Here is a 24,597-nt window from a genome sequence, read left to right on the forward strand (position 1 = left end):
CTCGACCGCGCCCGAGGCCCTGATCGGCAAGGTGCGCGAGCTGCGCGCCGATATCGGCATCGCCCTCGACGGCGACGCCGACCGGGTGCTGGTGGTCGACGAGAAGGGCCGGCAGGTCGACGGCGACCAGCTGATGGCGGTGGTCGCCCGCTCGTGGCAGGAGGATGCCCGCCTGTCGAAGAACGGCATCGTGGCCACCATCATGTCGAATCTCGGCCTCGAGCGCTATCTCGGGGGGCTCGGCCTCGGGATGGTGCGCACGGCGGTGGGCGACCGCTACGTGCTCGAGCACATGCGCGAGCACGGCTACAACCTCGGCGGCGAGCAGTCCGGCCACATCATCATGTCGGACTACGCCACCACGGGCGACGGGCTGGTGGCGGCGCTGCAGCTGCTCTCGGTGGTGCAGCGCCAGCAGCGCCCGGTGAGCGAGGTGTGCCACTGCTTCGACCCGCTGCCGCAGGTGCTGAAGAACGTGCGCTACGCCACCGGCGGCGAGCCGTTGCGCCAGGACAGCGTCGTCACGGCGATCGAGGGCGCGCGCCAGCGCCTCGGCGAGGGCGGCCGCCTGGTCATCCGGCCGTCCGGCACCGAGCCGGTGATCCGCGTGATGGCCGAGGGCGACGACCGCGATCTGGTGGTGCGGGTGGTCGATGACGTGGTCGAGGCGTTGCGCAAGGTCGCGGCCTGAACCGGGATTCGCGTGAAGTCCGGGCGGCGGGAGCGGACCTCGTGTCCCGCTCCCTCCGCCCCGCAACCTGCGCGAGAAAATTCGGCGAGACCGTCCGCACGACTTGCACAGGGGTGATTCGTGTCTTTCTCGCCCCGGATCGATCAAATGCAACGCTTTCTCAGCCCTAACGCTTAACGTTAAGCACGGGTTTACCGAACGCGGCGAGAGTCGTGACGTCTTCCGGATCGGCCGCCCGAAGTCTGCAGCGGCCCATCAGAACAAGGAACCGTCATGGGCCGCAGCAAGCCACTCGCGCTGGCACGCATGTTCACGCTCGCTGCGAGCGTGGCCGCGCCGGGGCTCGTCCACGCCGCCGACCTCCTGCCCCCACCGCCGCTGCCGCTGCCGCCCCCGCCGGTGGATGTCGGCGGCAACTGGTACCTGCGCGGCGATGTCGGCATCGGCGTTCTCGATCTGCGCAAGACGGTCGTCGAGGACGTCTCGACCCCGCGGGTCCCCTACAAGTACAGGACGATCGAGGATCAACTCGGCGACCAGGCTTTCGTCGGCGTCGGCGTCGGCTACCAGTTCAATCCCTGGCTGCGCTTCGATCTGACCGGCGAGTATCGCTCGAAGACGGATTGGCGCTTCGTGGCCGAGGATCTTTCCTACGGCACCCGCGGCGGCTACGATCTCACGACGGGCAAGTTCTCGTCCGTCGTCGGCCTGGCGAATGCCTATATCGACCTCGGCAACTGGTACGGGTTCACCCCGTTCGTCGGCGCCGGCGTGGGCTTTGCGCACCACATGTTCGGGTCGGTGACCGACCAGGGCCTGGGCACCTATGTCGGCGGCCTCGGTTACGGAAAGTCCTACGACAAGACGAACTTCGCCTGGGCCGCGCATGCCGGTGTCAGCTACGCCGTCACGCCCAACCTGAAGCTCGAACTCGCCTACCGCTACCTGAACATGGGCGAAGCCCAGACCGGCGTGGTGACCTGCGTGCCGGCCTGCAACCTGAAGACGGTGTACCGCGCCACGGAGCTCGAGTCCCAGGACATCAAGCTCGGCATGCGTTGGATGTTCGGCGCGCCGGCCGTCGCCGCTGTCGCCTACGAGCCGCCTCCGCCGCCGATGCCGATGGCACCTCTGGTTCGCAAGTACTGAGACGACGAGCCCTCCGGCGCCCTCCGGGCGCCGGGGCCCCGTGAGGGGGCGATTAGGGTTAAACGGCCGCTAACCTTCTGACGCTACGTTACTGATCGGGCGAACAGGCCCACCACGAGTTTCGCGTATTTCGCCCCGGCCGAGGAGTCGAAGGGCAGGAAAGGGCGCCCCATGGCACGGTTCGGTCATTGCTTCCCGGTCGCACTCCTCGGGCTCGGCCTGCTCGGCGCGCCGGCGCTCGCCGCCGACCTGCTGCCGCCCCCGCCTCCGCCGCCCCCACCGCTCCCCGCTCCGGTGGAGGTCGGCTCGGGCTGGTACCTGCGCGGCGACTACACGGCGAGCGACTTCCGCCACCCGAAGGACGACACCCTGCCGGGCACCGACGGCGCGAAGCTCGTCGGCTTCCGCCTCGGCAACACCGACGGCTATGGCGGCGGCATCGGCTACCGCTTCAACAGCTTCCTGCGGGCCGACGTCACGGTCGACGGGCGCACCCGCAGCCGCTTCCGCGATTATTCTTCGCGCACCAACTTCGTCGAGGGCTTCAACACCGAGGCCGGCAAGCTCGACGTGCTGACCGGCCTGTTCAACGTCTACGTCGATCTCGGCACCTGGTGGGGCTTCACACCCTATGTCGGCGCCGGCGTCGGCATGGCGAGCAAGCGTTTCCACGATGCGTGGACCGGCACCACCTGCTTCACCACCGCCTGCGGCAGCGGCGTCGACGGGACCTACCAGCTCGGCGCGCAAGGGTTCGATGCCCGCGCCAACCACACGGCGGTCGGCCTCGCCTGGGCGGCCATGGCGGGCATCTCCTACGAGATCGGCGCCGGCGTCAGCATCGACGCGAGCTACCGCTACCTCGAGGTCGGCAAGGCGCGCACCGGCTTCGACATCTACAACCAGAACACCCGGATCAAGGACATCGCCGCCAACGAGTTCCGGGTCGGCCTGCGCTGGGCCTTCGGCAACGGCCTCGCCCTGCCGCGCCTGGGCGGCCTGACCTACTGATCCTCACCGCTCGAATGAGCGAAACGCCCGGTGCGCCCGTCGCATCGGGCGTTTTCGCGTGTCCGGTTCCTGACCGTTCTCCCGTGGCCGTAACGCGTCTTTAAGGTTACCAAGGCATTGTAATGGCTGCGGCACGGCAAATTTTGCCGATCATCGTGCCGGAGGCGGCCCAGATGCGTTTCTCGACTTTCGGATTTCTTGTCGGCTTGGGTCTGGGCGCGCCCGTGGCGGCGCAGGCCGCGGATCTCGATTTCGGGGCCCTGCGGGGCGGCAGCTACGAGCCGGCCGCGGCGCCCTCCTTCTCGACCTGGGAGGGCATCTATGTCGGCGGCCATGCCGGCTGGACGAGCGCGAGCTTCGGCTTCGGATCGGTGTACCAGCCCATCGTCGCCAACGCCCTGCGGGCGACCGCGATCGAGAACGAGATGCAGGCCTCGACGCTGCTGCATGCCGGATCGACCCGCCGCGACGGCGTGAGCTTCGGCGCCTATGCCGGCGTCAACTACCAGTTCGACGACACCGTCATCGGCGTCGAGCTCGACTACACGCATTTCGGCGTCACCGGCCGGGCCCCGCACGACTCGATCGGGCGCAGCACCGTCAGCAGCAACGGCTTCTTCCGTGCCATCGGTCTCGACGGCGATGCCTCGACGCGGATCAACGACTACGCGACGATCCGGGCGCGGTTCGGCTACACGCTCGGCGACGTCATGCCCTACGTGACCGGCGGCTTCGCCATCGGCCGCGCGCAGATCGCCGACACCGCGGCGATCGAGCACTACGAGTTCGATCAGGCGACCTATCGCGCCAACCAGGCGCTTGCCGACAAGTCGAAAGCGGTCAACGTGTTCAACGTCGGCTATTCTTACTTCAACCAGAACGATCCGAGTTCCAGCATCATCGCCCCGCCGGTCGTCCTGACGCGCAGCAAGGAGAAGATCGTCGGCGGCATCGCGGCCGGGGCCGGTATCGAATACGCCATCACGCCGAACCTGCTGCTGCGCGCCGAGTACCAGTACGTCCTGTTCAACGATTTCGACGGCCACAAGATGAACCTGAACACCGTGCGCGGCGGCGCCGCGGTGAAGTTCTAGAATCCGGCGCTTGCGGCCGCAGGCCGGCCGCGTCACCCTGGCGGACCGCCCGATGCAAGAGGCGGGACGCGAGGGAAGGAAATCCGGATGCAGCGTCTGGCCGGCAAGGTCGCCCTGGTCACGGGCGGCGCGCGGGGGATCGGGCTTGCGATCGCGCGGCGCTTCGCCCGCGAGGGGGCGGCGGCGGTGATCCTCGCCGACATCGACGAGGGGGAAGCCGAGCGCGTGGCGCCGGAGAACCCGGCTTTCCATCCCTGCGCCCTCGACGTGACGAAGGACGAGGACTGGACCAGAGCCGTCGACCGCACGGTGTCCCGCCACGGCGGGCTCGACGTGCTGGTCAACAATGCCGGGATCGCGGTGGTCGGCACGATCGAGTCGGTGACGCTCGAGGACTGGCGCCGGGTCCAGGACATCAACGTCGACGGCACCTTCCTGGGCTGCCGCCATGCCGTCCGGGCGATGAAGCCGCCGGCCGGGCGCGGGGGTGCGATCATCAATCTCTCGTCGGTCTCCGGCATCGTCGGCGGGCACAACCTCGCCGCCTACAACGCCTCGAAGGGGGCGGTGCGGCTGCTCACCAAGTCGGTCGCCCTGCACTGCGCCCGCCAGAAATACGGCGTGCGCTGCAACTCGATCCATCCGGGCTTCACCGAGACCGACATGCTGCGCGATCTGGCCAGCGGCAGCCGCTACACGCCCGGCGAACTCTCCGAGCGCCTGCGCGCCTCGGTGCCGGTCGGGCGCAACGCCGCGGCGGACGAGATCGCGGCCCTGGCCGCCTATCTCGCCTCGGACGAGGCCGGATTCGTCACCGGGGCCGAGATGGTGATCGACGGCGGCGTCACGGCACAATAAATTGCCGCTCCCCATAAAGTCGGGTCCCAGCGGCATCTCAGGCCCTCTACAGGCCGGCGATTCGCCGCTATTTGTATGCGCCGCAGCAAATCCACCGGAGACCTGACCGATGTCCGCCCAGGCCGCCCCCGCCCCGACCGATCTCGTCACCCTGGCGCAGGAGGCCGGCCTCGCCGCCAAGGCGCTCGCCGCCGACGCCGCCCGCCGGGTCCGCGCCGGCCTGCTCGGGCCCGACGGCCGGCTCTCGCCCGAGCGGATCGAGGCCGAGCAGCACGCCGCCCACGGCCTCGCCTGGCTCACCACCTATGCCGAGGCGATCAGCCAGCTCGGCGCCTACGCCGCCCGCCTGTCGGCCGAGAGCCGCCTTGGCGAGACCGAGACGCTGCTCGTGCGCATCGGCCTGGGCGAGTACCTGGAGCAGCTCTTCGGCGGCATCCCGATGAGCCAGGGCGAGATGGTGCGCCCGACCTCGTCGCTGGGCCTGAAGGCGCAAGAGGTCGCGCGCCACCGCTCGGACGCCGTCGAGACCCTGATCGCGGAGGGCAACACCGCCCAGAACCGCGCCGCCCTGGTACGGCTGATCCGCGAGGGCGCCGGCGCCGCGACGGTCGGCGATAGCGGCCTCGACGAGGACATGGAGGCGATCCGCGCCGAGATGCGCCGCTTCGGCCAGGCCGAGGTCGCCCCCCACGCCCATGAGTGGCACCGGAAGAACGCCTACATCCCGCTCGAGATCATCGGCCAGATGGCCGAGCTCGGCGTGTTCGGCCTGACCATCCCCGAGGAATACGGCGGGATGGGCCTGCCGAAGATCTCGATGTGCGTGGTCTCTGAGGAATTGTCGCGGGCCTATATCGGTGTCGGCTCGCTCGGCACCCGCTCGGAGATCGCCGCCGAGCTGATCCTGTGCGGCGGCACCGAGGAGCAGAAGAGCCGCTTCCTGCCGAAGATCGCCTCGGGCGAGATCCTGCCGACCGCGGTCTTCACCGAGCCCAATACCGGCTCGGACCTCGCCTCGCTGCGCACCAAGGCGGTCAAGGACGGGGATACCTGGCGGATCAGCGGCAACAAGACCTGGATCACCCACCCCGTCCGGGCTGACCTGATGACCGTGCTGGTGCGCACCAAGCCCGAGGAGCCGGGCCACAAGGGCCTGTCGCTGCTGCTCGGCGAGAAGCCCCGCGGCACCGACGCGGACCCCTTCCCGGTCGAGGGCCTGTCGGGCGGCGAGATCGAAGTGCTCGGCTATCGCGGCATGAAGGAGTACGAGCTCGCCTTCGACGGGTTCAAGGTGCCGGAGGGCAACCTCCTCGGCGGCGTCGAGGGCAAGGGCTTCGCCCAGCTGATGCAGACCTTCGAATCGGCCCGTATCCAGACCGCGGCCCGCGCCGTCGGCGTGGCGCAATCGGCCCTCGATGTCGGCCTGCGCTACGCCGAGGAGCGGGTGCAGTTCGGCAAGCCGCTGGTCTCGTTCCCGCGGGTCGCCGACAAGCTCGCCATGATGGCGGTCGAGATCAACATCGCCCGCCAGCTCACCTATTTCGCCGCCCACCAGAAGGACGAGGGCAAGCGCTGCGACCTCGAGGCCGGCATGGCGAAGCTGCTCGGCGCCCGCGTCGCCTGGGCGGCGGCCGACAACGCCCTGCAGATCCACGGCGGCAACGGCTTCGCCCTCGAATACCCGGTGAGCCGCCTGCTCTGCGACGCCCGCATCCTGTCGATCTTCGAGGGCGCGGCCGAGATCCAGGCCCAGGTCATTGCCCGGCGCCTGCTCGAGGTGCAGTGACCCTCCGCGCGAACTGAGACGACCTCCGGATGCTTCTTCCGGAGGTCGCCTCACGAGCCCGCGCCGCGCTTGAGCGAAGCCGCTTTCCGCGTGGCGAAGCACGCAGCCGGACAGTGTATGAAGCGCTCGAAGCAGGAAGGGCGCCGCGGGTCCAACCGCGGCGCCCTTCCTCGTTCCGGTCGATCGTCGCGTGCGACGGGGCAGGCGCTACTTGGTGATCTTCACCGAGACCGGGTCGCTCGACGGGAAGGTCTCTTCCAGGCCCTCGTCGAGGCGCTCGTTCAGCTTGCTCTGCTGGTTCTCCGGCCGCGCCTTGTCGTCCGGCGAGGCGCTGTCGCGGCGGAGACCGGGCTGGTCCTGGTTCGGGGTCTTGGACTCGCTCATCGCGAACTCTCCTGTCGCGGCGTCCCTCGGTCCGGGGACGGTCTGCCCGGCTAACGCGCAGGGTCCGAGCCTGTTGCGTGCGGGCGGTGGTTAACGGGACGGTGGCGCCTCGCCGGCTAGGCTTCGCCGACGCGAGGGATTCCGCCATGCACGCCGCCATCCTGACGAACTTCGCCACGCCGAAGGGGGGCGCCGAGAAGGTCGCGATCGAATCCGCCCGCGGTCTCGCCGAGCGCGGCGTCGCCGTCACGCTGATCCACGGGGTCGACGGGCCGGCCGACCCGATGCTCGACCACCCCGGCATCCGGCGGGTCGGCCTGAGCCTCACCGACGTGTGGGAACGGCCGGCCTGGCGCGGCGCGATCGAGGGGATCTGGAACCGCGAGGCGGCGCGGCGTCTGGACGCGGCGCTCGCGGCCCTGCCGGCGAAGCCCGACGTGCTGCACCTGCACCAATGGACCCGCTCGCTCTCGCCGGCGATCTTTCCGGTGCTGGCGCGCACCGGCCTGCCCGTCGCGATCACGCTGCACGATTACTTCCTGGTCTGCCCGAACGGCGTCTATTACCGCTTCGACCGGGCCGAGCCCTGCACCGTGCGCCCGTTCTCGCCCGGCTGCCTCGCAGCCCCGTGCGATCCCCAGTCGCGGGTCCACAAGGCGGTGCGGGTGGCCCGCGCGGTGGCGCAGCTGGCGGCGATCCTGCGCGGCTTCCCGTCGCGTCGGCTCGACCTCGTCCACGTCTCCGACGGCAGCCGGACGCGGATCGAGACGATGATGCAAGGTGCCCCCGTCCGCCACCACCGCATCGACAACCCGGTCCGGATCGCGCGCGCTGCCCCGGCCGATCCGGCCTCCGGCGATGCGGTCGCCTTCGTCGGCCGCTTCACCCGCGAGAAGGGGGCGGATCTCGTCGCGCAGGCGGCCCATCGGGCGGGGCTGCCCTCGCTGTTTATCGGCGACGGGCCGCTCGCCGACACGTTGGGCGCCGTGCCGGGGGCCGAGGTGGTCGGCTGGCGCGCGCCGGACGAGGTCGAGGCGCTGCTGCGCCGCCGGGCCCGCGCCGTGGCGGCGCCGGCGCGCTGGCTCGAAACCGGCCCGCTGACGATCTACGAGGCGCTCGCCGCCGGCATCCCGGCCGTCGCCTCCGACCGGGCCGGCGCAGCCGAGAAGATCCGGGACGGGGTGACCGGCTTCGTCACCGCCCCGGACCTCGCGGCGCTGGCCGAGGCTCTCGGCCGGTTGAGGGACGACGCCCTGGTGCGCCGCCTCGGCGAGGCCGCCCATGCCCGCTACTGGTCCGCCCCGATGACGCTGGCCGCGCATGCCGCCGCCCTGTGCGACCTCTATGCCGGGATGACCGGTGCGGCCGAGGCGCCATCTTTTCAGCGCAGTGCTGTCATGTGAGAGAGCACCCAGACCGCGAATCCGATCTCTGGCCCGACCAGTTGCCCGACCTCTTCCGGAGCCGAATGCCGATGCGCCGCCCGACGACCTCCTTGCTGCTCGCCGCGCTCCTCCTCGGGGTCGCCCATCCGGCGGCCGCGCAGGCCGAGTCGGTGCCACCGTTCCGCGCCCTCACGGACAACCGGGCCGTGCCCGAATCCAAGGCGCAGGTGCAGCTCTCCTTCGCGCCGCTGGTCAAGCGCGCCGCTCCGTCCGTGGTCAACGTCTACGGTACCCATGTCGAGAAGCGTGCCGCCAACCGCGGCGCCATGGACGAGTTCCTGCGCCGGTTCTTCGGCGATGCCGGCCCGAACCTGCCGCAGGAGCGGGCGCAACGCTCCCTCGGCTCGGGGGTCATCGTCGACGCCTCGGGGCTGATCGTCACCAACAACCACGTCATCGAGAACATGAACGAGGTGAAGGTGGCGCTGAACGACCGGCGCGAGTTCGAGGCGCAGATCCTGCTGCGCGACCCCCGCACCGACCTCGCCATCCTCAAGATCAAGAGCCCGACCGGCGGCCTCACGCCGATGGAGATCGGCGATTCGGAAGGGCTTCAGGTCGGCGATTTCGTGATCGCGATCGGCAACCCGTTCGGCGTCGGCCAGACGGTGACGCAGGGCATCGTCTCGGCGCTCGCCCGCACCCAGGTCGGCTCCGCCGACTACCAGTTCTTCATCCAGACCGACGCGGCGATCAACCCGGGCAATTCGGGCGGCGCGCTGGTCGACCTCAACGGCGGCCTCGTCGGCATCAACACGGCGATCTACTCCCAATCGGGCGGCAGCCACGGCATCGGCTTCGCGATTCCCGCCAGCATGGTCAGGGCGGTGGTGGAGACCGCCAAGGGCGGCTCCCGCACGGTGCGCCGGCCCTGGCTCGGTGCCCGGCTCCAGCACGTGACGCCGGACATCGCCGACAGCGTCGGCCTCGATCACCCGACCGGCGTTCTGGTGGCCTCGATGCAGCCCAAGAGCCCGGCCGAGGAGGCCGGCTTGAAGCGCGGCGACGTGATCCTGGCGGTGGACGGCCAGACCGTCGACGACCCGGAGGCCTTCGGCTACCGCTTCGCGCTGAAGGGCATCAAGGGCGAAACCAAGCTCACGGTCCTGCGCGGCGCCACCCGCACCATGGTGCCGGTGCGCCTGGGGCCGGCGCCGGAGACGCGGCCCCGCGACACCCTGAAGGTGAAGACCCGCTCGCCCTTCCTCGGCGCCACGGCGGTCAACCTGTCGCCGGCGGTGGCGGAGGAGATGCAGCTCGACGTGTCGGCGCAGGGCCAGGGCGACGGCGTCATCATCGCCGAGGTCGAGGGCGGCACCGTCGCCAACCGGGTCGGCCTGCAGAAGGGCGACGTCGTGGTGGCGGTGAACGGCGCCCCGGTCGCCTCGACCAAGGACCTGGAGCGCATGACCCGCGCGCCCGCCGCGATGTGGGAGGTGACGATCAACCGGGGCGGTCAGCAGCTGACCTCGGTGTTCGGGGGGTAGGGGCTTTCACCGCTCCGCCTTCCCCCCTTTCCCGGATCTGCTTGCCAGGGGGGCCGGGAAAGGGCCCGACGCGCCTTCTTGGGGAGAGCGGCGACAGACCTACGACCGCACCTCCCGCTTCGCGACGAAATTGATCTCGTCGACCAGCACGTCCTTGACCACGTCCCCGCCGAGCCGCTCGTTCACCTTCGCCCGCACCTCGGCGAGCCGCCGGGTGATGTCGTATTTCGCCAGGCGGCGGAAATCGAGGGTCGGGTCGGAATAGATCTGGCGGAAGGCCTCGTCGACCACGAAGGCGTTGGGCGGCACCGGCAGGGTGTGCATCAGCTTGGCGTCGGCCGTGAAGACCAGGACCGCGATGACGTAGCCCTGCACCCTGCCGTCGGCGATCATCGGAATGTTGATCGGCGCGAGCTTCTGGTACTGGAGGCCCTCCAGGTACGGCTCGGTCTTCTTGCTGAACAGGCCGCCGCCGAAGGTCACCGCGCCGTAGCACGACGCGATGGTGACGGCGCAGATCCACAGGCCGGTGATCAGGATCTTCATGAGCGGAGCGCTCGCGCGCTGTAGGTGCCGTCCGACTCGGCGGCGAGCGCCACCTGGGCCAGGGTGTCGCCGATCTCCTCCACCGCCCGCAGGTGCAGAGCGACGACCTGCTGGTTGCGGGCGAGCTTGTCGCGCAGGCGCGCGAGGTGGATCGCCACCGTGGCGTCGAGGGCGGCGACGTCGAGGCCGCGGGTGAGGCGGGTGAGTTCCAGGAGCCCCTGGCTCTTGCGGTGATTGAGGGCGTCGAGGTCGACCGGGGCCCGGCTCTCCAGCGCCTCGGTCTCCTCCTCGATCACGGCTTCCAGTCGCTTGACGCAGGCGAGCAGCATGGCGGTCAGACCTTGGCCGCGGGATTGGCGGCGTCCGCCGGAGCGACGGCCGGAGCGGCCGGGTGGGCGGCGTTGAGCATCTTGGCGATGCCGATGCCGCCGGCCTTGGCGATCTGGGTGCCGATCTGCTCGGCCAGCATCGACTTCCAGATGCCGCCGGCATTGCCCTTGCCGTACACGGTCTCGGACTTCTCCGGCATCATCGCCTCGACGAATTGCTGGAGAACCAATCCCTCGAACTTCTTGTACGGGTCGCTGCCGGCGCCCGAGAGGCTGGTCTGGTTCTGCAGGCCGGTGAGGGTGCCGCGGGCATCGAGCGGCATGTGGGTCGAGAGGCCGACATCCCGTGCGGCATCGGCGAAGGCGGTGGCGCCCGCGCTGCCGGGCTGCGACAGCTTGGCGACGGCGTCCTGGTAGCGCGCCGGATCGGCGGCCCGGGCGACGTCGAGCACGATGTCGGAGGGCGGGGTGATGCTCATCGGCAGATCCGGAAGTCTCGTGGTGAACGGAAGCTGTAAGCCCGCTGGCTTACGGGAGGCTTGCGCCGGGGCGGCCGAGGCGGGCGGCGAGGCCGTCGAGGCGCTCCAGGTCGTCGCGCTTGTCCACCTCGCGGCGGTGATCCTCGGCCCGGCGCTCGGTGAGCGCCTCGGCCCGCTTGCGGGCGAGACCGCGCTCGCGCACGGCATCGGCCTGCGCGGCGGCCTCCGCCTCGAGGGCGGTGGCCTCCGCCGCGAGGTTGCGCAAGCGCCTGGCCGTGGCCTCCAGGAGCATCGGGCCGTGGTCGGAGGAGGCGAGCGCCGCGAGCAGCCGCGCCCGGTCGGCCTCGATCCCGGCGGCGCGCTCGCGGGTCGCGGCGAGCGCGATCTCGGCCGCGCGGCGCATCTGCTCCTGCACGGTGACGAGGCGCTGGGCGCGCTTCAGCCGGTCTCCCGTGCCGCCCGCCATCAGCCGCGCTGCAGCCAGGACGCGTAGCCGAGGAGGAACTGCATCATGAACTCGCCCGCGAGATAGTAGAGCATCAGGAGACCGCCGAACATCACGAACGGCGTAGCAATGAAGTAGACCGGGATCGTCGGCGTGAGCTTGTTGACGAAGCCCGCCGCCAGGTTGACCAGGATCGCGTAGATGATGAACGGCGCGGTGATGCGCAGGCCCAACATGAAGGCGGCGGCGACCTGGTCGACGATCCGGGTCAGCATCACCTGGCTGCCGACCCCCTCGCCGGGCGGGATGCGGGCGTAGGATTCGACGAGACCGCGAAACAGCTCCCAGTGCAGGTCGGCGGCGAACAGGAGCGCGGTCGCAGTGAGCACGATCAGCCCCTCCACCGCCGGCACCGGGTCGGTGCCCTCGACCGGCGAGCCCGGCATGCCGCCGAACCCCACCATCGTCGAGGTCGCGTTCATCACCGTCTCCAGCACCAGGATGAAGATCCGGCCGAGGAAGCCGATCATCAGCCCGGTCAGGGTCTCGCTGACGATCCAGGCAAGGGTCTCGGTCGGCGCTTGCCCGGCGAGCCGCGGCTCGAATTGCGGCACGATCAGCGGCGCGATGGCGAGCGAGACGGCGCCGGCGATGAGGAGCCGCACCTGCTGCGGCACCCGCGGGCTGGAGAAGCCCGGGACGACGAGGAGGCAGCCGCCGACCCGGCAGAAGATCAGGAAGACGGCAAGGAAGCTGTCCGGCCCGATCTTCGTCACGATACCGTGCCCAGCGACTTGATCTCGATGCCGCGGGCGATCTCGAGATGCGACAGCACCGGCAGGGTCGGGAAGATCCGCTCGATGATCATCCGCACGTAGGGCCGGGCATCCGGCGCGGTGACGAGGGCGAAGCCGTGCGCCTCCTTCATCCGCGAGCGGATCGCCTCCGAGGCCTCGGTGCCGAACTGCTCGACGAGGCGCGGGTCGATGTCGAACTCCACCACCTCGCCCTTGGCGTCGCGCTTCAGGCTCTGGTGGAACGACAGGTCCCAGCTGGCACCCAGCCGCAGCACGTTGAGCACGCCGTTCTCGGCGAGGTCGCCGCAGATCTGCTGCGCCATGCGCATCCGCACGTGCTCGGCGATCTGCTCGGCCCGGCGCGCATGCGGGGTGATCTCGGCGATCGCCTCGAGGATCAGGTGCAGGTTGCGGATCGAGACCCGCTCGGCGAGCAGGAGCTTCAACACCGCCTGGAGGCCGGAATAGGAGATCTGCGACGGACAGATCTCGTCGAGCAGGCGCTTGTATTCGGGGTCGAGGCGGTCGAGCAGGCCGCGCATGTCCTTGTAGGACAGGAATTGCGGCAGGTTGTTGCGGATCACCTCGGAGAGGTGGGTCAGCAGCACCGAGGCGCCGTCGATCGGCTCGAAGCCGCCGCGGCGCACCTCGCCGGCATAGGAATCCATCACCCAGAGCGCCTTCAGGCCGAAGGCGGGCTCGCGCACCTCGTCGCTCGGCACGTCGGGCTTCGGCCCGTCGCCGATCACCACCAGCATCTCCCCCGGCCGGATCTCATGGGCGGCCGCCACGGTGCCGTGGATCAGGATCTGATAGCCCTTCGCCGGCAGGGCGAGGTTGTCCGAGACCTTGATGTCCGGCACCACGAAGCCGTACTGGCGGGCGAACTTGCGCCGCATCTTGGCGACCCGGTGGCCGAGCTCCGACGAGGCCTGGATCTGCGAGGCGGCCTGGCGGCCGAGGCACAGCTCGATCTCCGGGGTCTTGAGCGACTCCTTGACCGAATCCTTCTCCTTGGCCTCCGCCTGCTTCACCGCTTCCTCGGCCCTGGCCTTCGCCTCCGCCGCGTCGGCCTGGGCCTGGAGGCGGCGGGGGATCGTGCGGGCGACGAAGAACAGGAGGCCGCTCAACGCCACGAAGGGCAGGAAGGGCAGGCCCGGCACCAGGGCGAACACGCCCATCATCGCCGCCGCGACCAGGAGCGCGCGCGGATAGGCGCCGAGCTGCCCGATCACCGCCTGCTCGGCGGTGCCCCGCGTGCCGCCCTTCGAGACCAGGAGGCCGGCGGCGAGGGAGACGATGAGCGCCGGGATCTGCGAGACCAGGCCGTCGCCGACCGAGAGCTTGGTGAAGATGTCGGCGGCGGTGCCGAGCGGCAGGCCGTGCCGCGTCGTCCCGATGATGATGCCGCCGAAGACGTTGACCGCGATGATGATGAGCGAGGCCACCGCCTCGCCGCGGACGAATTTCGAGGCGCCGTCCATCGAACCGAAGAAGGCGCTCTCCTCCTCCAGCTCCCGGCGCCGGCGCTGTGCCTCCTTGTCGTCGATCAGCCCGGCATTGAGATCGGCGTCGATCGCCATCTGCTTGCCGGGGATCGCGTCGAGGGTGAAGCGGGCGCCGACCTCGGCGATGCGGGTCGCGCCCTTGGTGATGACCAGGAAGTTGACGGTGATCAGGATCAGGAACACCACGATCCCGATCACGAAGTCGCCGCTCATCACGAACTGCGAGAAGCCCTGGATGACGTGGCCGGCGGCGTCCACGCCCTTCTGGCCGTTGGCCAGGATCAGCCGGGTCGTCGCGATGCCGAGCGCCAGGCGCAGGAGCGTGGCGATCAGCAGCACGGTCGGGAAGGACGAGAATTCGAGCGGCTTCTGGATCCAGAGCGCCACCATCAGGATCAGCACCGACAGGGCGATCGAGAAGGCGAGCCCGACATCGATGAGCACTGCCGGCACCGGCAGGAACAGCACCGCCAGGATCGCCACGATGCCGGCCGCGAAGCCGAAATCCCGCCGCGACTTGCGCTCGATTGCCGGCGCCGCGCCCACCGCCATGACGTCTCCATCCTCCGCGACCGCTTGAGCGAGAGGATGTGCCATCGCTGGCTTGTGCGGGGGTTGGGGGAAGGGGAGCCGGCGCGGCCCCCGGAAGCCGGTCCCGCCCCGGCCCGCGACGACCGGGTCGGCGGCACGGCCCCCGAACGCTCAGAACCCCGTGGCGATCCGCCCGTAGGCGGCCTCCGCGAAGGCGTGGATCTGCCCGCCGACGAAGGTGCCGGTGACGAGGAGCACCAGCAGGATCACCACGATCTTCGGCACGAAGGTCAGGGTGACCTCCTGGATCTGGGTGAGCGCCTGCAGGAGCCCCACTGCGACGCCGACCAGCATCGCGGCGCCGACCGCGGGGCCGGCGGCGACGAGCACCGTCCAGATCGCCGAGCGGACGAGTTCGAGGGCGTCGACCTCGTTCATGATGGTCTCCTATCCGCCGCTCCCTACTGTATCACGACGCCGGAGGTCAGCAGCACGTCGGTGCCGTTGGTCAGGCGCGCCAGTGCCCCGTCGCTCGTCACCCGCACCGACTGGACGGTGCCGGTCGTGGTGCCGTCGGCCGAGGTGAGGGTGCGGCCGATCACGGTATCGGCCTGGTCGAGGAAGCTCGAGGCGAGCAGCGAATCGAGCTTCTGGTTGGTCTTCGTCGCCTGCTCGACCTGCGAGAAGGTGGCGAGCTCGCCGACATACTGCGTCGAGTCCATCGGCTTGGTCGGGTCCTGGTTCTTCAGCTGCGCCATCAGCAGCGTCAGGAAGGTATCCGAGTTCATCGAGGCGGCGACGGAGCTGCCGGCCTTGGCGGCGGCCGCCGCGGTCGAGGTCGCCGGGGTGGAGCCGCCGGCGGTGGCGCTGGACGTGCTGGAAACGGACATGTCAGGCCTCCGGGTCGAGGGCGGGCAGGGTCTGGGGAGCGGGGCGGCCTCGCGCGGCCGGGGGCCGCCGGATGTCCGCTCCCGAAGGGGGGCGCTCCCGGGGGCGTTCGGGCCCGCGGCTGCGGCGGGCGAGGGCGCCGAGCACCGGGACCGGCGCCACGGGCATGTCGCCCGGGCTCAGGAGCGCGGCTTCGGCGGGGTAGAGCCCACGGAGCTGCTTGAGCGCCTCGTAGAGGCGGCCGGCCTCGATGAGCCCGTGGGCGGCCTCGAGCCCGTCGCGCAGGGCCGGATCACGGATCGTCGCCAGGAGGCCGTCCCGGATGCCGTCGTAGAGCGACCACGCCGCCTCGGTCCGGGCCGGGTCGATCAGCATGGTCTGGGCCGCGAAGTAGAGCTGGCGCAACGGCGTCGTCGCTTCCTCCACCTGCAGGACGTGGCTCTCGAGCAGGAAGGTGGCGTCGTTCAGGAGCTCGATCGCCACCTTCCGGTCGACCCGCAGCACGGCGCCGTTGATGTAGATCCGCTCCCCGGCGCGCAGCGACAGACGCATGGCGCCGCTCACCGCAGCCCGTCGCGGATCGAGGAATTCACCTCGATCAGGGCGGCGAGGCTGCGCTCGGGCGAGCGCAACACCTCGCCCGCCTCCTGCATGGTCCAGGCGCCAATCGACATCAGGTCGTCGCGCAAAGCCTCCGGCAAGCCGTTCTCGGGCGCCAGCAGGTCCGAGATCAGGACGTTCCAGAGGTCCTGCACGAAGCCGACCGCGGCCGTCCGCTCGGGGCCGGCGAGGCCACGGATCTCGACGTCGCGCAGGAGGGTGAGCGCCCGGTCGAAGGCGGCGCGCTCGCGCTCGCGGCCGACCTCCGGGGCGTCCTCCAGGATCTCGGAATAGGAAAAGCGGTACATCGGGCCGATGCCTCGTCGGTCTGGTGTCGTGCGCGGTCGGGGACGGGCGTCGCGCTTACGCGACGTATTTCAGGAGCGACAGCCCCTGAAGCTGCGCGGTGAGCGCGTACGAGATGTTGAGCTGCTTCGTCGCGGCGTCGAGCCGGGTCTTGGCCTCGACGGTGTCGACCGATTCGAGGCGGGAGATCTCCTGGGTCATCAGGGTGGATTGCGCATCGAGCCGGGTGTTGGCGTCGGTGAGCCGCGACTGGGTGCGGCCGAGATCAGCCTGGAGCGAGACGAGGCCGGCGCCGCTCTTGCTGAGCAGGCCCATCACCCGGTCGGAGACGGCTCCTTGCGCGTCGGCCGACAGGCCGGTGAGGCCGAGCCCGGCGACGACCGCCGCCTGGGCGAGCTGGCGGAACGCCGTCTCGTTCGCCGTGACCGAGGTGGTTGCGGACTCGCTCAGCGAGATGCGGCTGGTGATGGCGGTGTTGGACGCCTGCGACCAGGTGGTGGCCCAGTTCGAATCGGAGAACTGCGCCGCCACCGTGTTTTCGAGGAACGTCTTGATCTGGTCCGCCGTCAGGCTCGCGGCCCGGGGATCGCTCGGCGGGAAGGCGAAGGTGTCCTCGAAGGCCTTGAGCGCCGCCGCCTTGGCCGTCGCCGCCGCGTCGGCGCGGACCGGCAGGACGTCGGTGTTGGTGCCGGAAAACAGCGCCTGCCCGTTCGCCGAGCTGTTGAGCAGGCCGGTGAGCGAGGTCAGCAGGTCGGCCGACGAGGTCGCCATGGCGGCGACGCGCTTGTCCGCCGTCAGGCCGGTCAGGCTGCTCAGTTGCGCGTCGGCCGCCTTCTGCATCTGCTGCAGCGCGGTCTGGCTCGCGCTCAGGCGGAGCGCCGTGACGCCGTTGCCGTCCTTGAGGGAGGCGACCTCCGCCGCATTCTGGCGCAGGCCGAAGCTGCGCCCGACCCCATCGCCGAGGGCGAGGCCGATATCGGCGTAGCGCTGGCTGACGATCTCCTGAGTCGCCCGGTCGATCTCGCCCTGGAGCCGCATGGCCGCGCTGCGGGGCGCGTTCAGCAGGCTGAGGCTGGAGATGTAGCTCGTGGTCATCATCGGGTGTGAGCCTCCGTCTCAGGGATCGACGCCGCGACCGCTCACCGGACCGCGTCCAGGAGCGTCTTCAGCATGTCGTCCACCATGGTCAGCAACTTGGCCGAGGCGGCGTAGGAGCGCTGGAGCTGCAGGGTCAGGGCGACCTCGTCGTCGCCGTTGACGCCGGCGACGTTCGACAGGGCGTCGGTCGCCCGGCCGAGCAGCGTCTTCTGGTAGTCGGCATCGGTCGAGGCGGCCTTGCGGGTCGCTTCGAGCCAGCCGGCGGAATCGGCGGCGAAGCCGGCAAGCGTCGCGGTCTCGTTCAGCGGCGGGCCCGGGGTGAAGCGGCGCGTTGCGGCGAGCCCGTCCGCCAGTTCGCGCAGGCGAGAGGAGTAGGCCGCGTCGTTCGTCGGGTTCGACCGGTAGTCGGCACCGTTCATGCCGCCGTCGCGCAGAAGCGCGACGTTGCCGCCGGACCGCGGATCGACCCCACTGTTGAGCACGATGCTGGTGGCGAGCCCGGTGTTCGCGCCCGGCAGGATGTTGTTCCTGCCCGACCAGAACAGGCCGGCCCGCGGAACGGTGTAGAGCGGGTCGGAGACGTCGCGGTAGCTGGTCTCCTTGAACGTGTCGATGACCGCTCCGGCCATCGCGTCGAGCTGGTTCTCGTAGGCGACCGCGGTCTCGTCCCGCAGGGTGGCGAGGCCGGCGAGCCGCCCGCTCGCGAGCCGCATCGGCGAGCCGCCTCCGGTCACCGGCACGCCGTCGACCGTCACGGGGCCCCCTTGCGTCCCGGCCTGGAAGCTGCTCGTCGGGGTGAAGGCGACCGTCCGGGCGCCTCGGTCGTAGAGGACGACGCCGCTGTCGGTCGCGATCGTCATGTCGCCGCCGGCACGGTCGGTGACGGAAATGCCGATCTCGGCCGAGAGCTGGGTCAGGATCCGGTCGCGGTCGTCGAGGGCGTCGCTGACGTCCTGGCCCGAGGCGGTGCCGCGCATCACCGCCTTGTTGGCGCGGTCGAATTGACCGAGCAGGTCGTTGATCGTCGCGACCGAGTCCGCCATGCCCTGGTCGGCCTGCGCGCGCACGTCGTGCACCGTCGCGGCGGCGTCGTTCAGGCTGGTGGCGAGGTCGCGGGCGCTCTCGACCGCGGCCCGGGCGAGGTCGCCGCTGTCCGGGCGGTTGGCGGCGGCCTGGAGCGCCGCGTTGAAGGCGCCGAGCCGCGCCGCCGGCGAGCCGGCGTCGCTGGTGTCGCCCACCGTCCGCGACAAGGCGGTGAGGCCGTCGAGCAGGGCCTGGCTCTCCGCCGACGACGAGGTCGCCGCGAGCTTGCGCCCGAACAGGGCCGCGTCGCTCGCGCGGGTGACCACCATGGTGGTCCCGCCCGCACCGCTCACCAGGCTGACGACCTTGCGCGAATAGCCGGGGTCGTTCGCCCCCGCCGTGTTGCGGGCGGAGGTGGCGATCTGGCTCGACGTCGCGAGGAGCGCCGAGCGTGCGGTGTTGAGCGCGAGCGAGAGGCCCATCTGTCAGTTCCCGGTGGCCTTGAGGTGGCGGCCGTCGCGCGTCACCGCTTGAGGCTCATCAGGGTGTCGAGCATCTCGTTGCCGGTCGTGAACACCTTCGAGTTGGCGGTGTAGGTCGACTGCGACTCGATCATCGCCGTGAGCTCGCTGCTGACGTCGACGTTCGACTGCTCGAGGGAGCCCGACAGGATCTTGCCGCGGCCGCCCTCGTTGGCGAAGCCGACCTGGATGCCGCCGGATTCGGTCGTCGGCCGGTAGATGTTGCCGGAGCGCGGCTCGAGGTTGTCGGCGCTCGGCACGACGGCGACCGGGATCTTGAAGGCGGCCAGCCGCGTCCCGTCGTCGAAGGTGGCGTAGACGGTACCGTCGGTGTCGAACGACGTGCCGGTCACCGCTGCCGGCGCCTTGCCGTTGGCCGTGCCGGTCACGGCGTAGTCGCCGGCGAGCTGGGTCAGGCCGGAGAGGTCGACGGTCGTGCTCTGGCCGCCCGGGACGGTCAGGGTCATGGATCCCTCGCCATCATAGGTCACCGGCGGGCCGGCTTTCTGCGTGCCGGTGAACTTGCCCTGGGCGTTGAAGCCGATCGTGGTGGTGGCCAGCGGCGTGCCGGACGGCAGGGCCGGCGTCGAGCCCGTCGGGGTCGGGGTGGCGGCGGCGTCGTAGAGCGAGACCGACCAAGTGCTGTCGGACTTCTTCGCCAGGTAGACGTCGACGGTCTTGGACTTGCCGACGTTGTCGTAGGTCACGATCGAGTACTTCTTCGAGTACTGACCGTCCGGCACCGTGGCCGCATCGACCGGGAGCTTACCCGACAGGCTGCCGGTGGTGGTCGGCGTCGCCCGGCTGCTGACCGAGGCGAGGCTGATCGGCACCATGTCGGCGACGCCGTTGAGCGTCGTGGTGGGCTTGCCGGTGTCGAGCAGGCTGTAGCCCATCAGGGTCATGCCGGCCGCGTTGGTGAAGGTGTTGGTGGTGGCGTCGACCTTGAAGTTGCCGGCGCGGGTCAGGGCGGGGGCGCCGGTCGGGTCCTTGACCACGAAGAAGCCATTGCCGTCGATCGCGAGATCGGATTTCGAGGTCGTGGCGTTGATCGTGCCGCCCTCCGACACCGCGTGCCGCACCGTCGTCTCGACCGAGCCCGAATTGTAGTTGCCGGTCCCGGTATCGGCGATCAGCAGGGAGGAGAACTCCGTCGAGGCGCGCTTGTAGCCCGTCGTGCTGGAATTCTGGATGTTCTCCGCCACCGTCGAGATGCGGTTCGACTGGGCGTTCATGCCCGAGACACCGGAGCGGAGCACGCCGATGAGACTCATTGCGGGACCTCGTTCGTCGAAAGTGGTTCTGGGTGGGCGCAGGCAGGAAGGGGGGACCCGGGACGGATCCTCAGCCCGAGACAGGCTGGCTCAAGGGCGGACTAGACCCGCTCAGGCTTGCGCGGAGCTTGGAAGCAGTGATCTCGGAGGATGAGATCGGCGGCTGTGGAGAACGGGTCATCGCGTCAGCCCCGGAGGCTCTGGGCGAGTTCCAGGAACGCGTCCTGGCTCGGCGGTTGGCTCGGATCCTGGCGCAGGGAGTCGTAGATCCGCGGCACCAGGGCGATGGCCTGGTCGAGTTCGGCATCGGTCCCGGACCGGTAGCCGCCCATCAGGCGCAGGTCCCGGGTCTCCTCGAACCGGGCCATCATCGACCGCAGCTTGCGGATCAGGTCGCGCTGCTCGGGCGTCCAGACCTCGGTGGCGAGCCGCGAGATCGAGCCGAGGAGGTCGACCGCCGGGTAGCGGCCCTGCTCGGCGATGGCGCGGTCGAGGACGACGTGGCCGTCGAGGGTGCCGCGGATGCTGTCGGCGACCGGGTCGTTGTGGTCGTCGCCGTCGACCAGGACCGAGAACACGCCCGTGATGGTGCCGCGCCCCTCGAGGCCCGGGCCGGCCCGCTCGAGCAGGCGCGGCAGGTCGGAGAACACGCTCGGCGGGTAGCCGCGGGCCACCGCCGGCTCGCCGGCCGCCAGCGCCACGTCGCGGGCGGCATGGGCGTAGCGGGTCACCGAATCGACGATCAGCAGCACCGATTCGCCGCGATCGCGAAACGCCTCGGCCACCGCGAGCGCCACCTTGGGCGCCTGGCGGCGCATCATCGGGCTCTCGTCGCCGGTCGAGACCACCACGACGGCGCGCGCGCGGCTCGGCGCCAGAGGGCCTTCGAGGAACTCGCGCACCTCGCGCCCGCGCTCGCCCACCAGGGCGACGACGACGCTGTCGAAGCCCTCGGCGCCCGCCAGCATGGCGAGCAGCGTCGACTTGCCGACGCCGGACCCGGCGAAGATGCCGATGCGCTGGCCGGCGCAGAGCGGGGTAAAGAGGTCGAGGGCACGGACGCCGGTGCGCAGGGGCGCGCGCACCCGGGCGCGGCCGAGCGCCGCCGGCGGATCGGCGTCGAGGGCGGCGGCGGCCGCGCCGGACGCGAGCGGCCCGGCACCGTCGATCGGCCGCCCGAGGGCGTCGATGACCCGGCCCTTCCAGCTCGGGTCGGGCCGCAGCTCCGCCGGTCCGAGGCGGTGGGCGAGGGTGCCGATCCCGGCCTCGATCCGGCTCTCGTAGGCCTTCAGCGTGGCGCCCTCGGCATCGATCCGCACGATCTCGCCGACCTGCGCCCGCCCGCCGACGGAGAAGCCCATCCGGTCGCCCAGGCGCACGAAGGGCGCGACGCCGCCGATTCGGCAGGCGCTGGCCGTCACCTCGCGGATCGGCCCGCCGACCCGCACCAGGGCGCCGTCGCGGCGCGCCTCCGTCATCGCCTCGGCGAGACGTGCGAGGGGATCCGTCCGCAGCAGGTCGGCCGTCATGTCAGCTGCCCTGCGGCGAGAGCGACTTCACGGCGCTCTGGAGCGAGGACTCGGCCTCGGAGGTCGCGGTGGCGGCGCTCTCGAAGGCGCGCTGGATGGTGATGAGCTTGGTCATCTCCATGATCGGATTGACGTTCGAGCCCTCGGTGTAGCCCTGGACGATCCCGATCCCGGTGAAGTCCTGGACCGGCCGGACCGGCAGGCTGGAAGTCACGGCATTGCCGGGCGCGCGGCTGAGCGTGCCCTTCTTGTCGAGGATGTAGAGGCCGAGCGCGCCGACTTGGTTGGTCCCCTGATAGATGCTGCCGTCGCGCCCGATCGTCGGCGGTCCGGCTTGCGGGTCGAGGAGCAGCGGCGAACCACCCGGATCGAGCACCGGCTGCCCGGTGAGGGTGCGCAGCTGGCCCGTCGCATCCATCGTCAGGCGCCCGTCGCGGGTATAGACGGGGCCGGAGGCACCGCCCACGCCGAGCCAGGCGTCGCCCTGGATGGCGACGTCGAGGGGGGAATCGGTCTTGGTAATCTGGCCGGAGGCCCGCGACAGGTAGGTGTCGCCGGTGCCGACGAAGGCCACCGCGCCCTTGGTCGCCTGGGCGAGCAGGGTGGAGAACTTCGTCTCCTCGGCGCGGAAGCCCGCCGTCGCCATGTTGGCGACGTTGTTGGCGGTGGCGGTCACCCGCTTGTCGAGGGCGATCTGGGCCGAGAGGTTGACGTAGAGGCTGTTCTGCATCGTCGCCTCACGCCGCGTTGTTGCTGAACAGCGCCAGGATCGGGTCCACGGCGGTGTTGTTCTGCGCGTCCCAGATCGCCGCGAAGCGCCGGGCGAAGGCCTCGACCTTGGCCGGATCCTGGAAGCTCGAAAAGTCGACCTTCGAGGAGATCAGGCTGGCGCGCGCCGCCAGGGCCTCGCTGGTGGTGGCGCTGCTCGTCGCCGGGAGGCCGATCACCGTGTTGACCACCTGGGTCAGGGCGGCGTCGCCCAGGATGTCGTAGCCGCTGTTGAGCGTCGCCGCCTTGCGGGCGAAGTAGAGGGCGAGGCGCACGCCGGTATCCTCAGCGCCGGCATCCGCCTCCAGGCTCTGCTGCAGGTAGGCGTCGACCACCGTCTGGACGTTGGCGTCGGGCGGGACGTCGATGCCGTTGCCGATGTCGACCGCCGTCTGGCCGGGCGCGGACAGGGCGGCGTTGGTCACGCTCAGGGTACGGACCTTCCCGCCGGCGAGGTAGACGGTGTCGGCATCCGCGCCGATGCCGCCCGCGGCGCCGTCCTGGCCGAGATCGGTGTAGCCCGTGCTCTCGAAGAACAGGCTGCCGTTGACGCCGAGGCCGACCTGGACCTTGCCCATCAGCCCGTCCCGGCCCGAGGCGTCGATCTGGTTGCTGATCGCCCGGCCGATCTCGACCGAAGTGACCTTGGTGAGATCCGCGACCTTGCCGGCGAGGCTCGCCTGGTTGAGGACGATGGTCACGGTCTTCGTCGTGGAGGCGTCGACCTGCGACGACAGGGTGAAGCGCGCCTCGTTGGTGCCGGAGAAGTCGGAGGTCGAGGCGAGCGCGAAGGGGAGCGAGAGGCGTGCGCTGCCCGCCGGAACCTGGTCCGTCGAGCTCAGCACCGCGTCGGTGCCGGCGGCGCTGGGCCCGGGGGTGAAGTCGAAGGCCCGCGCGAAGGCGACGTAGCGGTCGTCGGCCAGCCGGTTGGCGAAGGCGGCGGGATCGGTCGTGCCCTCGGTCAGGACCTTGCGCATGAACGCCTTGGCGTAGCCCATATCCTCGAGGCCGTAGGCCTTGACGGCGTAATTATAGAGCCGCGTGTCGGCCATGAAGTCGTCGACAGACTTCACCTTGCCGATATTGGCCTGGTAATAGGCGGTATCGCGCGCGACGATCGGCTCGGCGCCCTTGCGCTGCAGCGAGGTCGCGAGATTGCGCGACAGGAGCATGTAGCTCGTCAGGGTGGTCACGGCGTCAGGTCTCCGGCTCGTCCCTCCGCTGCGGTCGGCCGCGGCGGCGCGAGGCCCCGATCTGACCCCGTTCCTAGGCGGCCACGCTTGCTTGTGGCTTGCAGCGGCTCGCTCGTGGCTTGCTGCGGCTTGCTCACAGCGCGGTCGGTCCGATGATCGTCTGGGTGGTGATCACGATCCAGCCGGCGCCGGTGTTGCGGATCGACAGCACCCGGCCGGCGCCCGGCAGGATGGAGCCGACGGCAACCTGGTGAATCCCGTCGCGCCCTTCCACCACCGCTTGGCCGGCCGAGGCGCGGCGCAGGGCATAGTCCGAGGGCGGCGGCACGCTGAGCGCCGGCCTCGCCTCGGCCGGCGCGGCGGGCGCCGCCGGGGCGTCGGGCAGCGCGCCGGTGATCAGGGGATCGAGATCGGGCTCCGGGGCGCGGGTTTCCGCAGCGGTCCGCTTCCAGGCGAAGGGCCCGAACGACGCCGGCAGCACTGCCTGCACGTCGTAGGGGCGGGCCGGCTGGGACAGGGTGTAGCCGGCAAAGCCCGTGGCCGTGAGCGCCAGCAGGATGATGCCTCCGAACACGCTCCGCTCCGCGGCCGCCTCGCGGGCCCGGCGGCGCGCGATCAGGCCGGCGACCGGGCTCTCCGGGGGGAGGGAGGGACGCTTGGAGGTGGCCGGGGCTTTGGGCATGGCCGGGATTCGATCGTGACGTTGATGGCTAATGAGCAGTGAGGGAACATGCTTGACGACGAGTTAACGACATGACGGAGCGGGGAGGCCGGACCGGCGCGAGCCGGGTTTCCGCGGCGCTCGGAAATGGCGTAAGCGTCGCCGGACGGGCGCCGGGGCCCGGTGCGGGGAATCC

General features: G+C 70.5%; 24 protein-coding genes and 3 pseudogenes. 8 read left to right on the forward strand and 19 right to left on the reverse strand.

Translation table 11 applies throughout. The annotated features are described in order from the left end of the window. The 6 genes and pseudogenes from glmM to G4G93_RS31470 all read left to right on the forward strand — a co-directional run. Positions 1-691: pseudogene (gene glmM / locus G4G93_RS31445) on the forward strand (phosphoglucosamine mutase); the annotation flags it as partial. Positions 692-964: 273 nt separating this feature from the next. Continuing rightward, positions 965-1,840 (forward strand): outer membrane protein, encoded by an 876-nt coding sequence (locus G4G93_RS31450; RefSeq protein WP_165090982.1) that lies wholly within the window; start codon positions 965-967, stop codon positions 1,838-1,840. A gap of 171 nt (positions 1,841-2,011) precedes the next feature. After that, positions 2,012-2,851, forward strand: coding sequence for an outer membrane protein (locus G4G93_RS31455; protein ID WP_165090984.1), 840 nt, complete (start codon positions 2,012-2,014; stop codon positions 2,849-2,851). 173 nt (positions 2,852-3,024) lie between these two features. Next, entirely contained in the window at positions 3,025-3,945 is a 921-nt protein-coding gene (locus G4G93_RS31460) for an outer membrane protein (RefSeq protein ID WP_165090987.1), read from the forward strand. Between the two features lie 87 nt (positions 3,946-4,032). Further along, positions 4,033-4,803 carry a glucose 1-dehydrogenase gene (locus tag G4G93_RS31465; RefSeq protein WP_165090990.1) on the forward strand — a complete coding sequence of 257 codons (771 nt, stop codon included), beginning with the start codon at positions 4,033-4,035 and terminating at the stop codon, positions 4,801-4,803. Between the two features lie 109 nt (positions 4,804-4,912). After that, positions 4,913-6,589, forward strand: a complete 1,677-nt coding sequence (locus G4G93_RS31470) for an acyl-CoA dehydrogenase family protein (protein ID WP_165090993.1) — start codon at positions 4,913-4,915, stop codon at positions 6,587-6,589. Positions 6,590-6,796: 207 nt separating this feature from the next. Here G4G93_RS31470 and G4G93_RS31475 read toward each other — a convergent pair whose 3' ends face one another. Continuing rightward, positions 6,797-6,973: a hypothetical protein gene (locus G4G93_RS31475; protein WP_165090996.1), complete on the reverse strand. Its 177-nt coding sequence runs from the start codon at positions 6,971-6,973 to the stop codon at positions 6,797-6,799. A 146-nt stretch (positions 6,974-7,119) separates the two neighbouring features. On the opposite strand from G4G93_RS31475, the gene G4G93_RS31480 reads away from it, so the two are divergent. Continuing rightward, positions 7,120-8,376 carry a glycosyltransferase gene (locus G4G93_RS31480; RefSeq protein WP_165090999.1) on the forward strand — a complete coding sequence of 419 codons (1,257 nt, stop codon included), beginning with the start codon at positions 7,120-7,122 and terminating at the stop codon, positions 8,374-8,376. A 65-nt stretch (positions 8,377-8,441) separates the two neighbouring features. Beyond that, the gene (locus tag G4G93_RS31485; RefSeq protein ID WP_395412034.1) at positions 8,442-9,905 is read left to right on the forward strand and encodes a DegQ family serine endoprotease; all 1,464 of its coding nucleotides are present in this window, start codon (positions 8,442-8,444) and stop codon (positions 9,903-9,905) included. Between the two features lie 99 nt (positions 9,906-10,004). Here the strand turns inward: G4G93_RS31485 and G4G93_RS31490 are convergent, their stop codons facing one another. The 18 genes and pseudogenes from G4G93_RS31490 to G4G93_RS31570 form a co-directional block, all read right to left on the reverse strand. Then, entirely contained in the window at positions 10,005-10,451 is a 447-nt protein-coding gene (locus tag G4G93_RS31490) for a hypothetical protein (protein WP_165091004.1), read from the reverse strand. Further along, the gene (locus G4G93_RS31495; protein ID WP_165091007.1) at positions 10,448-10,780 is read right to left on the reverse strand and encodes a flagellar protein FlgN; all 333 of its coding nucleotides are present in this window, start codon (positions 10,778-10,780) and stop codon (positions 10,448-10,450) included. Before G4G93_RS31495 ends, G4G93_RS31490 begins: the two co-directional genes overlap by 4 nt. Positions 10,781-10,785: 5 nt before the next feature. Then, positions 10,786-11,259: a rod-binding protein gene (locus G4G93_RS31500; RefSeq protein ID WP_165091010.1), complete on the reverse strand. Its 474-nt coding sequence runs from the start codon at positions 11,257-11,259 to the stop codon at positions 10,786-10,788. Positions 11,260-11,308: 49 nt separating this feature from the next. Continuing rightward, positions 11,309-11,725, reverse strand: coding sequence for a hypothetical protein (locus G4G93_RS31505; protein ID WP_165091014.1), 417 nt, complete (start codon positions 11,723-11,725; stop codon positions 11,309-11,311). Then, complete coding sequence (gene fliR, locus G4G93_RS31510; RefSeq protein WP_312892308.1) at positions 11,725-12,480, reverse strand: flagellar biosynthesis protein FliR; 756 nt, start codon at positions 12,478-12,480, stop codon at positions 11,725-11,727. The genes G4G93_RS31505 and fliR overlap by 1 nt, the downstream gene beginning before the upstream one ends. Next, complete coding sequence (gene flhA, locus G4G93_RS31515; RefSeq protein ID WP_165091112.1) at positions 12,477-14,561, reverse strand: flagellar biosynthesis protein FlhA; 2,085 nt, start codon at positions 14,559-14,561, stop codon at positions 12,477-12,479. The genes fliR and flhA overlap by 4 nt, the downstream gene beginning before the upstream one ends. A gap of 150 nt (positions 14,562-14,711) precedes the next feature. Continuing rightward, positions 14,712-14,978 carry a flagellar biosynthesis protein FliQ gene (gene fliQ, locus G4G93_RS31520; RefSeq protein ID WP_165091017.1) on the reverse strand — a complete coding sequence of 89 codons (267 nt, stop codon included), beginning with the start codon at positions 14,976-14,978 and terminating at the stop codon, positions 14,712-14,714. A 23-nt stretch (positions 14,979-15,001) separates the two neighbouring features. After that, a complete protein-coding gene (gene flgD / locus G4G93_RS31525) occupies positions 15,002-15,430 on the reverse strand; it encodes a flagellar hook assembly protein FlgD (protein WP_165091020.1) in 429 nt (142 codons plus the stop codon). A gap of 127 nt (positions 15,431-15,557) precedes the next feature. After that, positions 15,558-15,980: pseudogene (gene flbT, locus G4G93_RS31530) on the reverse strand (flagellar biosynthesis repressor FlbT); the annotation flags it as partial. An 8-nt stretch (positions 15,981-15,988) separates the two neighbouring features. Next, positions 15,989-16,336 carry a flagellar biosynthesis regulator FlaF gene (gene flaF, locus G4G93_RS31535; protein ID WP_165091025.1) on the reverse strand — a complete coding sequence of 116 codons (348 nt, stop codon included), beginning with the start codon at positions 16,334-16,336 and terminating at the stop codon, positions 15,989-15,991. 55 nt (positions 16,337-16,391) lie between these two features. Further along, complete coding sequence (locus tag G4G93_RS31540; protein WP_165091028.1) at positions 16,392-17,432, reverse strand: flagellar hook-associated family protein; 1,041 nt, start codon at positions 17,430-17,432, stop codon at positions 16,392-16,394. Positions 17,433-17,473: 41 nt separating this feature from the next. Further along, on the reverse strand, positions 17,474-18,937 hold the full coding sequence (gene flgK, locus G4G93_RS31545; RefSeq protein WP_165091030.1) for a flagellar hook-associated protein FlgK: 1,464 nt from the start codon (positions 18,935-18,937) through the stop codon (positions 17,474-17,476). Positions 18,938-18,978: 41 nt separating this feature from the next. After that, positions 18,979-20,250, reverse strand: coding sequence for a flagellar hook protein FlgE (locus tag G4G93_RS31550; RefSeq protein WP_165091032.1), 1,272 nt, complete (start codon positions 20,248-20,250; stop codon positions 18,979-18,981). A 185-nt stretch (positions 20,251-20,435) separates the two neighbouring features. After that, positions 20,436-21,779: a flagellar protein export ATPase FliI gene (fliI, locus tag G4G93_RS31555; RefSeq protein WP_165091035.1), complete on the reverse strand. Its 1,344-nt coding sequence runs from the start codon at positions 21,777-21,779 to the stop codon at positions 20,436-20,438. Between the two features lies 1 nt (position 21,780). Beyond that, complete coding sequence (gene flgF, locus G4G93_RS31560) at positions 21,781-22,509, reverse strand: flagellar basal-body rod protein FlgF (RefSeq protein WP_165091037.1); 729 nt, start codon at positions 22,507-22,509, stop codon at positions 21,781-21,783. Between the two features lie 7 nt (positions 22,510-22,516). Next, positions 22,517-23,125 carry a DUF1217 domain-containing protein gene (locus G4G93_RS36835; protein WP_409513832.1) on the reverse strand — a complete coding sequence of 203 codons (609 nt, stop codon included), beginning with the start codon at positions 23,123-23,125 and terminating at the stop codon, positions 22,517-22,519. Positions 23,126-23,392: 267 nt separating this feature from the next. Then, positions 23,393-23,719, reverse strand: a pseudogene (locus G4G93_RS36840) (DUF1217 domain-containing protein); the annotation flags it as partial. Positions 23,720-23,873: 154 nt separating this feature from the next. Then, a complete protein-coding gene (locus G4G93_RS31570) occupies positions 23,874-24,422 on the reverse strand; it encodes a hypothetical protein (protein ID WP_246737146.1) in 549 nt (182 codons plus the stop codon). Positions 24,423-24,597 lie beyond the last annotated feature (175 nt).

The sequence above is a fragment of the Methylobacterium sp. DB0501 genome (genome assembly GCF_011043735.1).
In the GTDB taxonomy this organism is placed as follows: Bacteria; Pseudomonadota; Alphaproteobacteria; order Rhizobiales; family Beijerinckiaceae; genus Methylobacterium; species Methylobacterium alsaeris.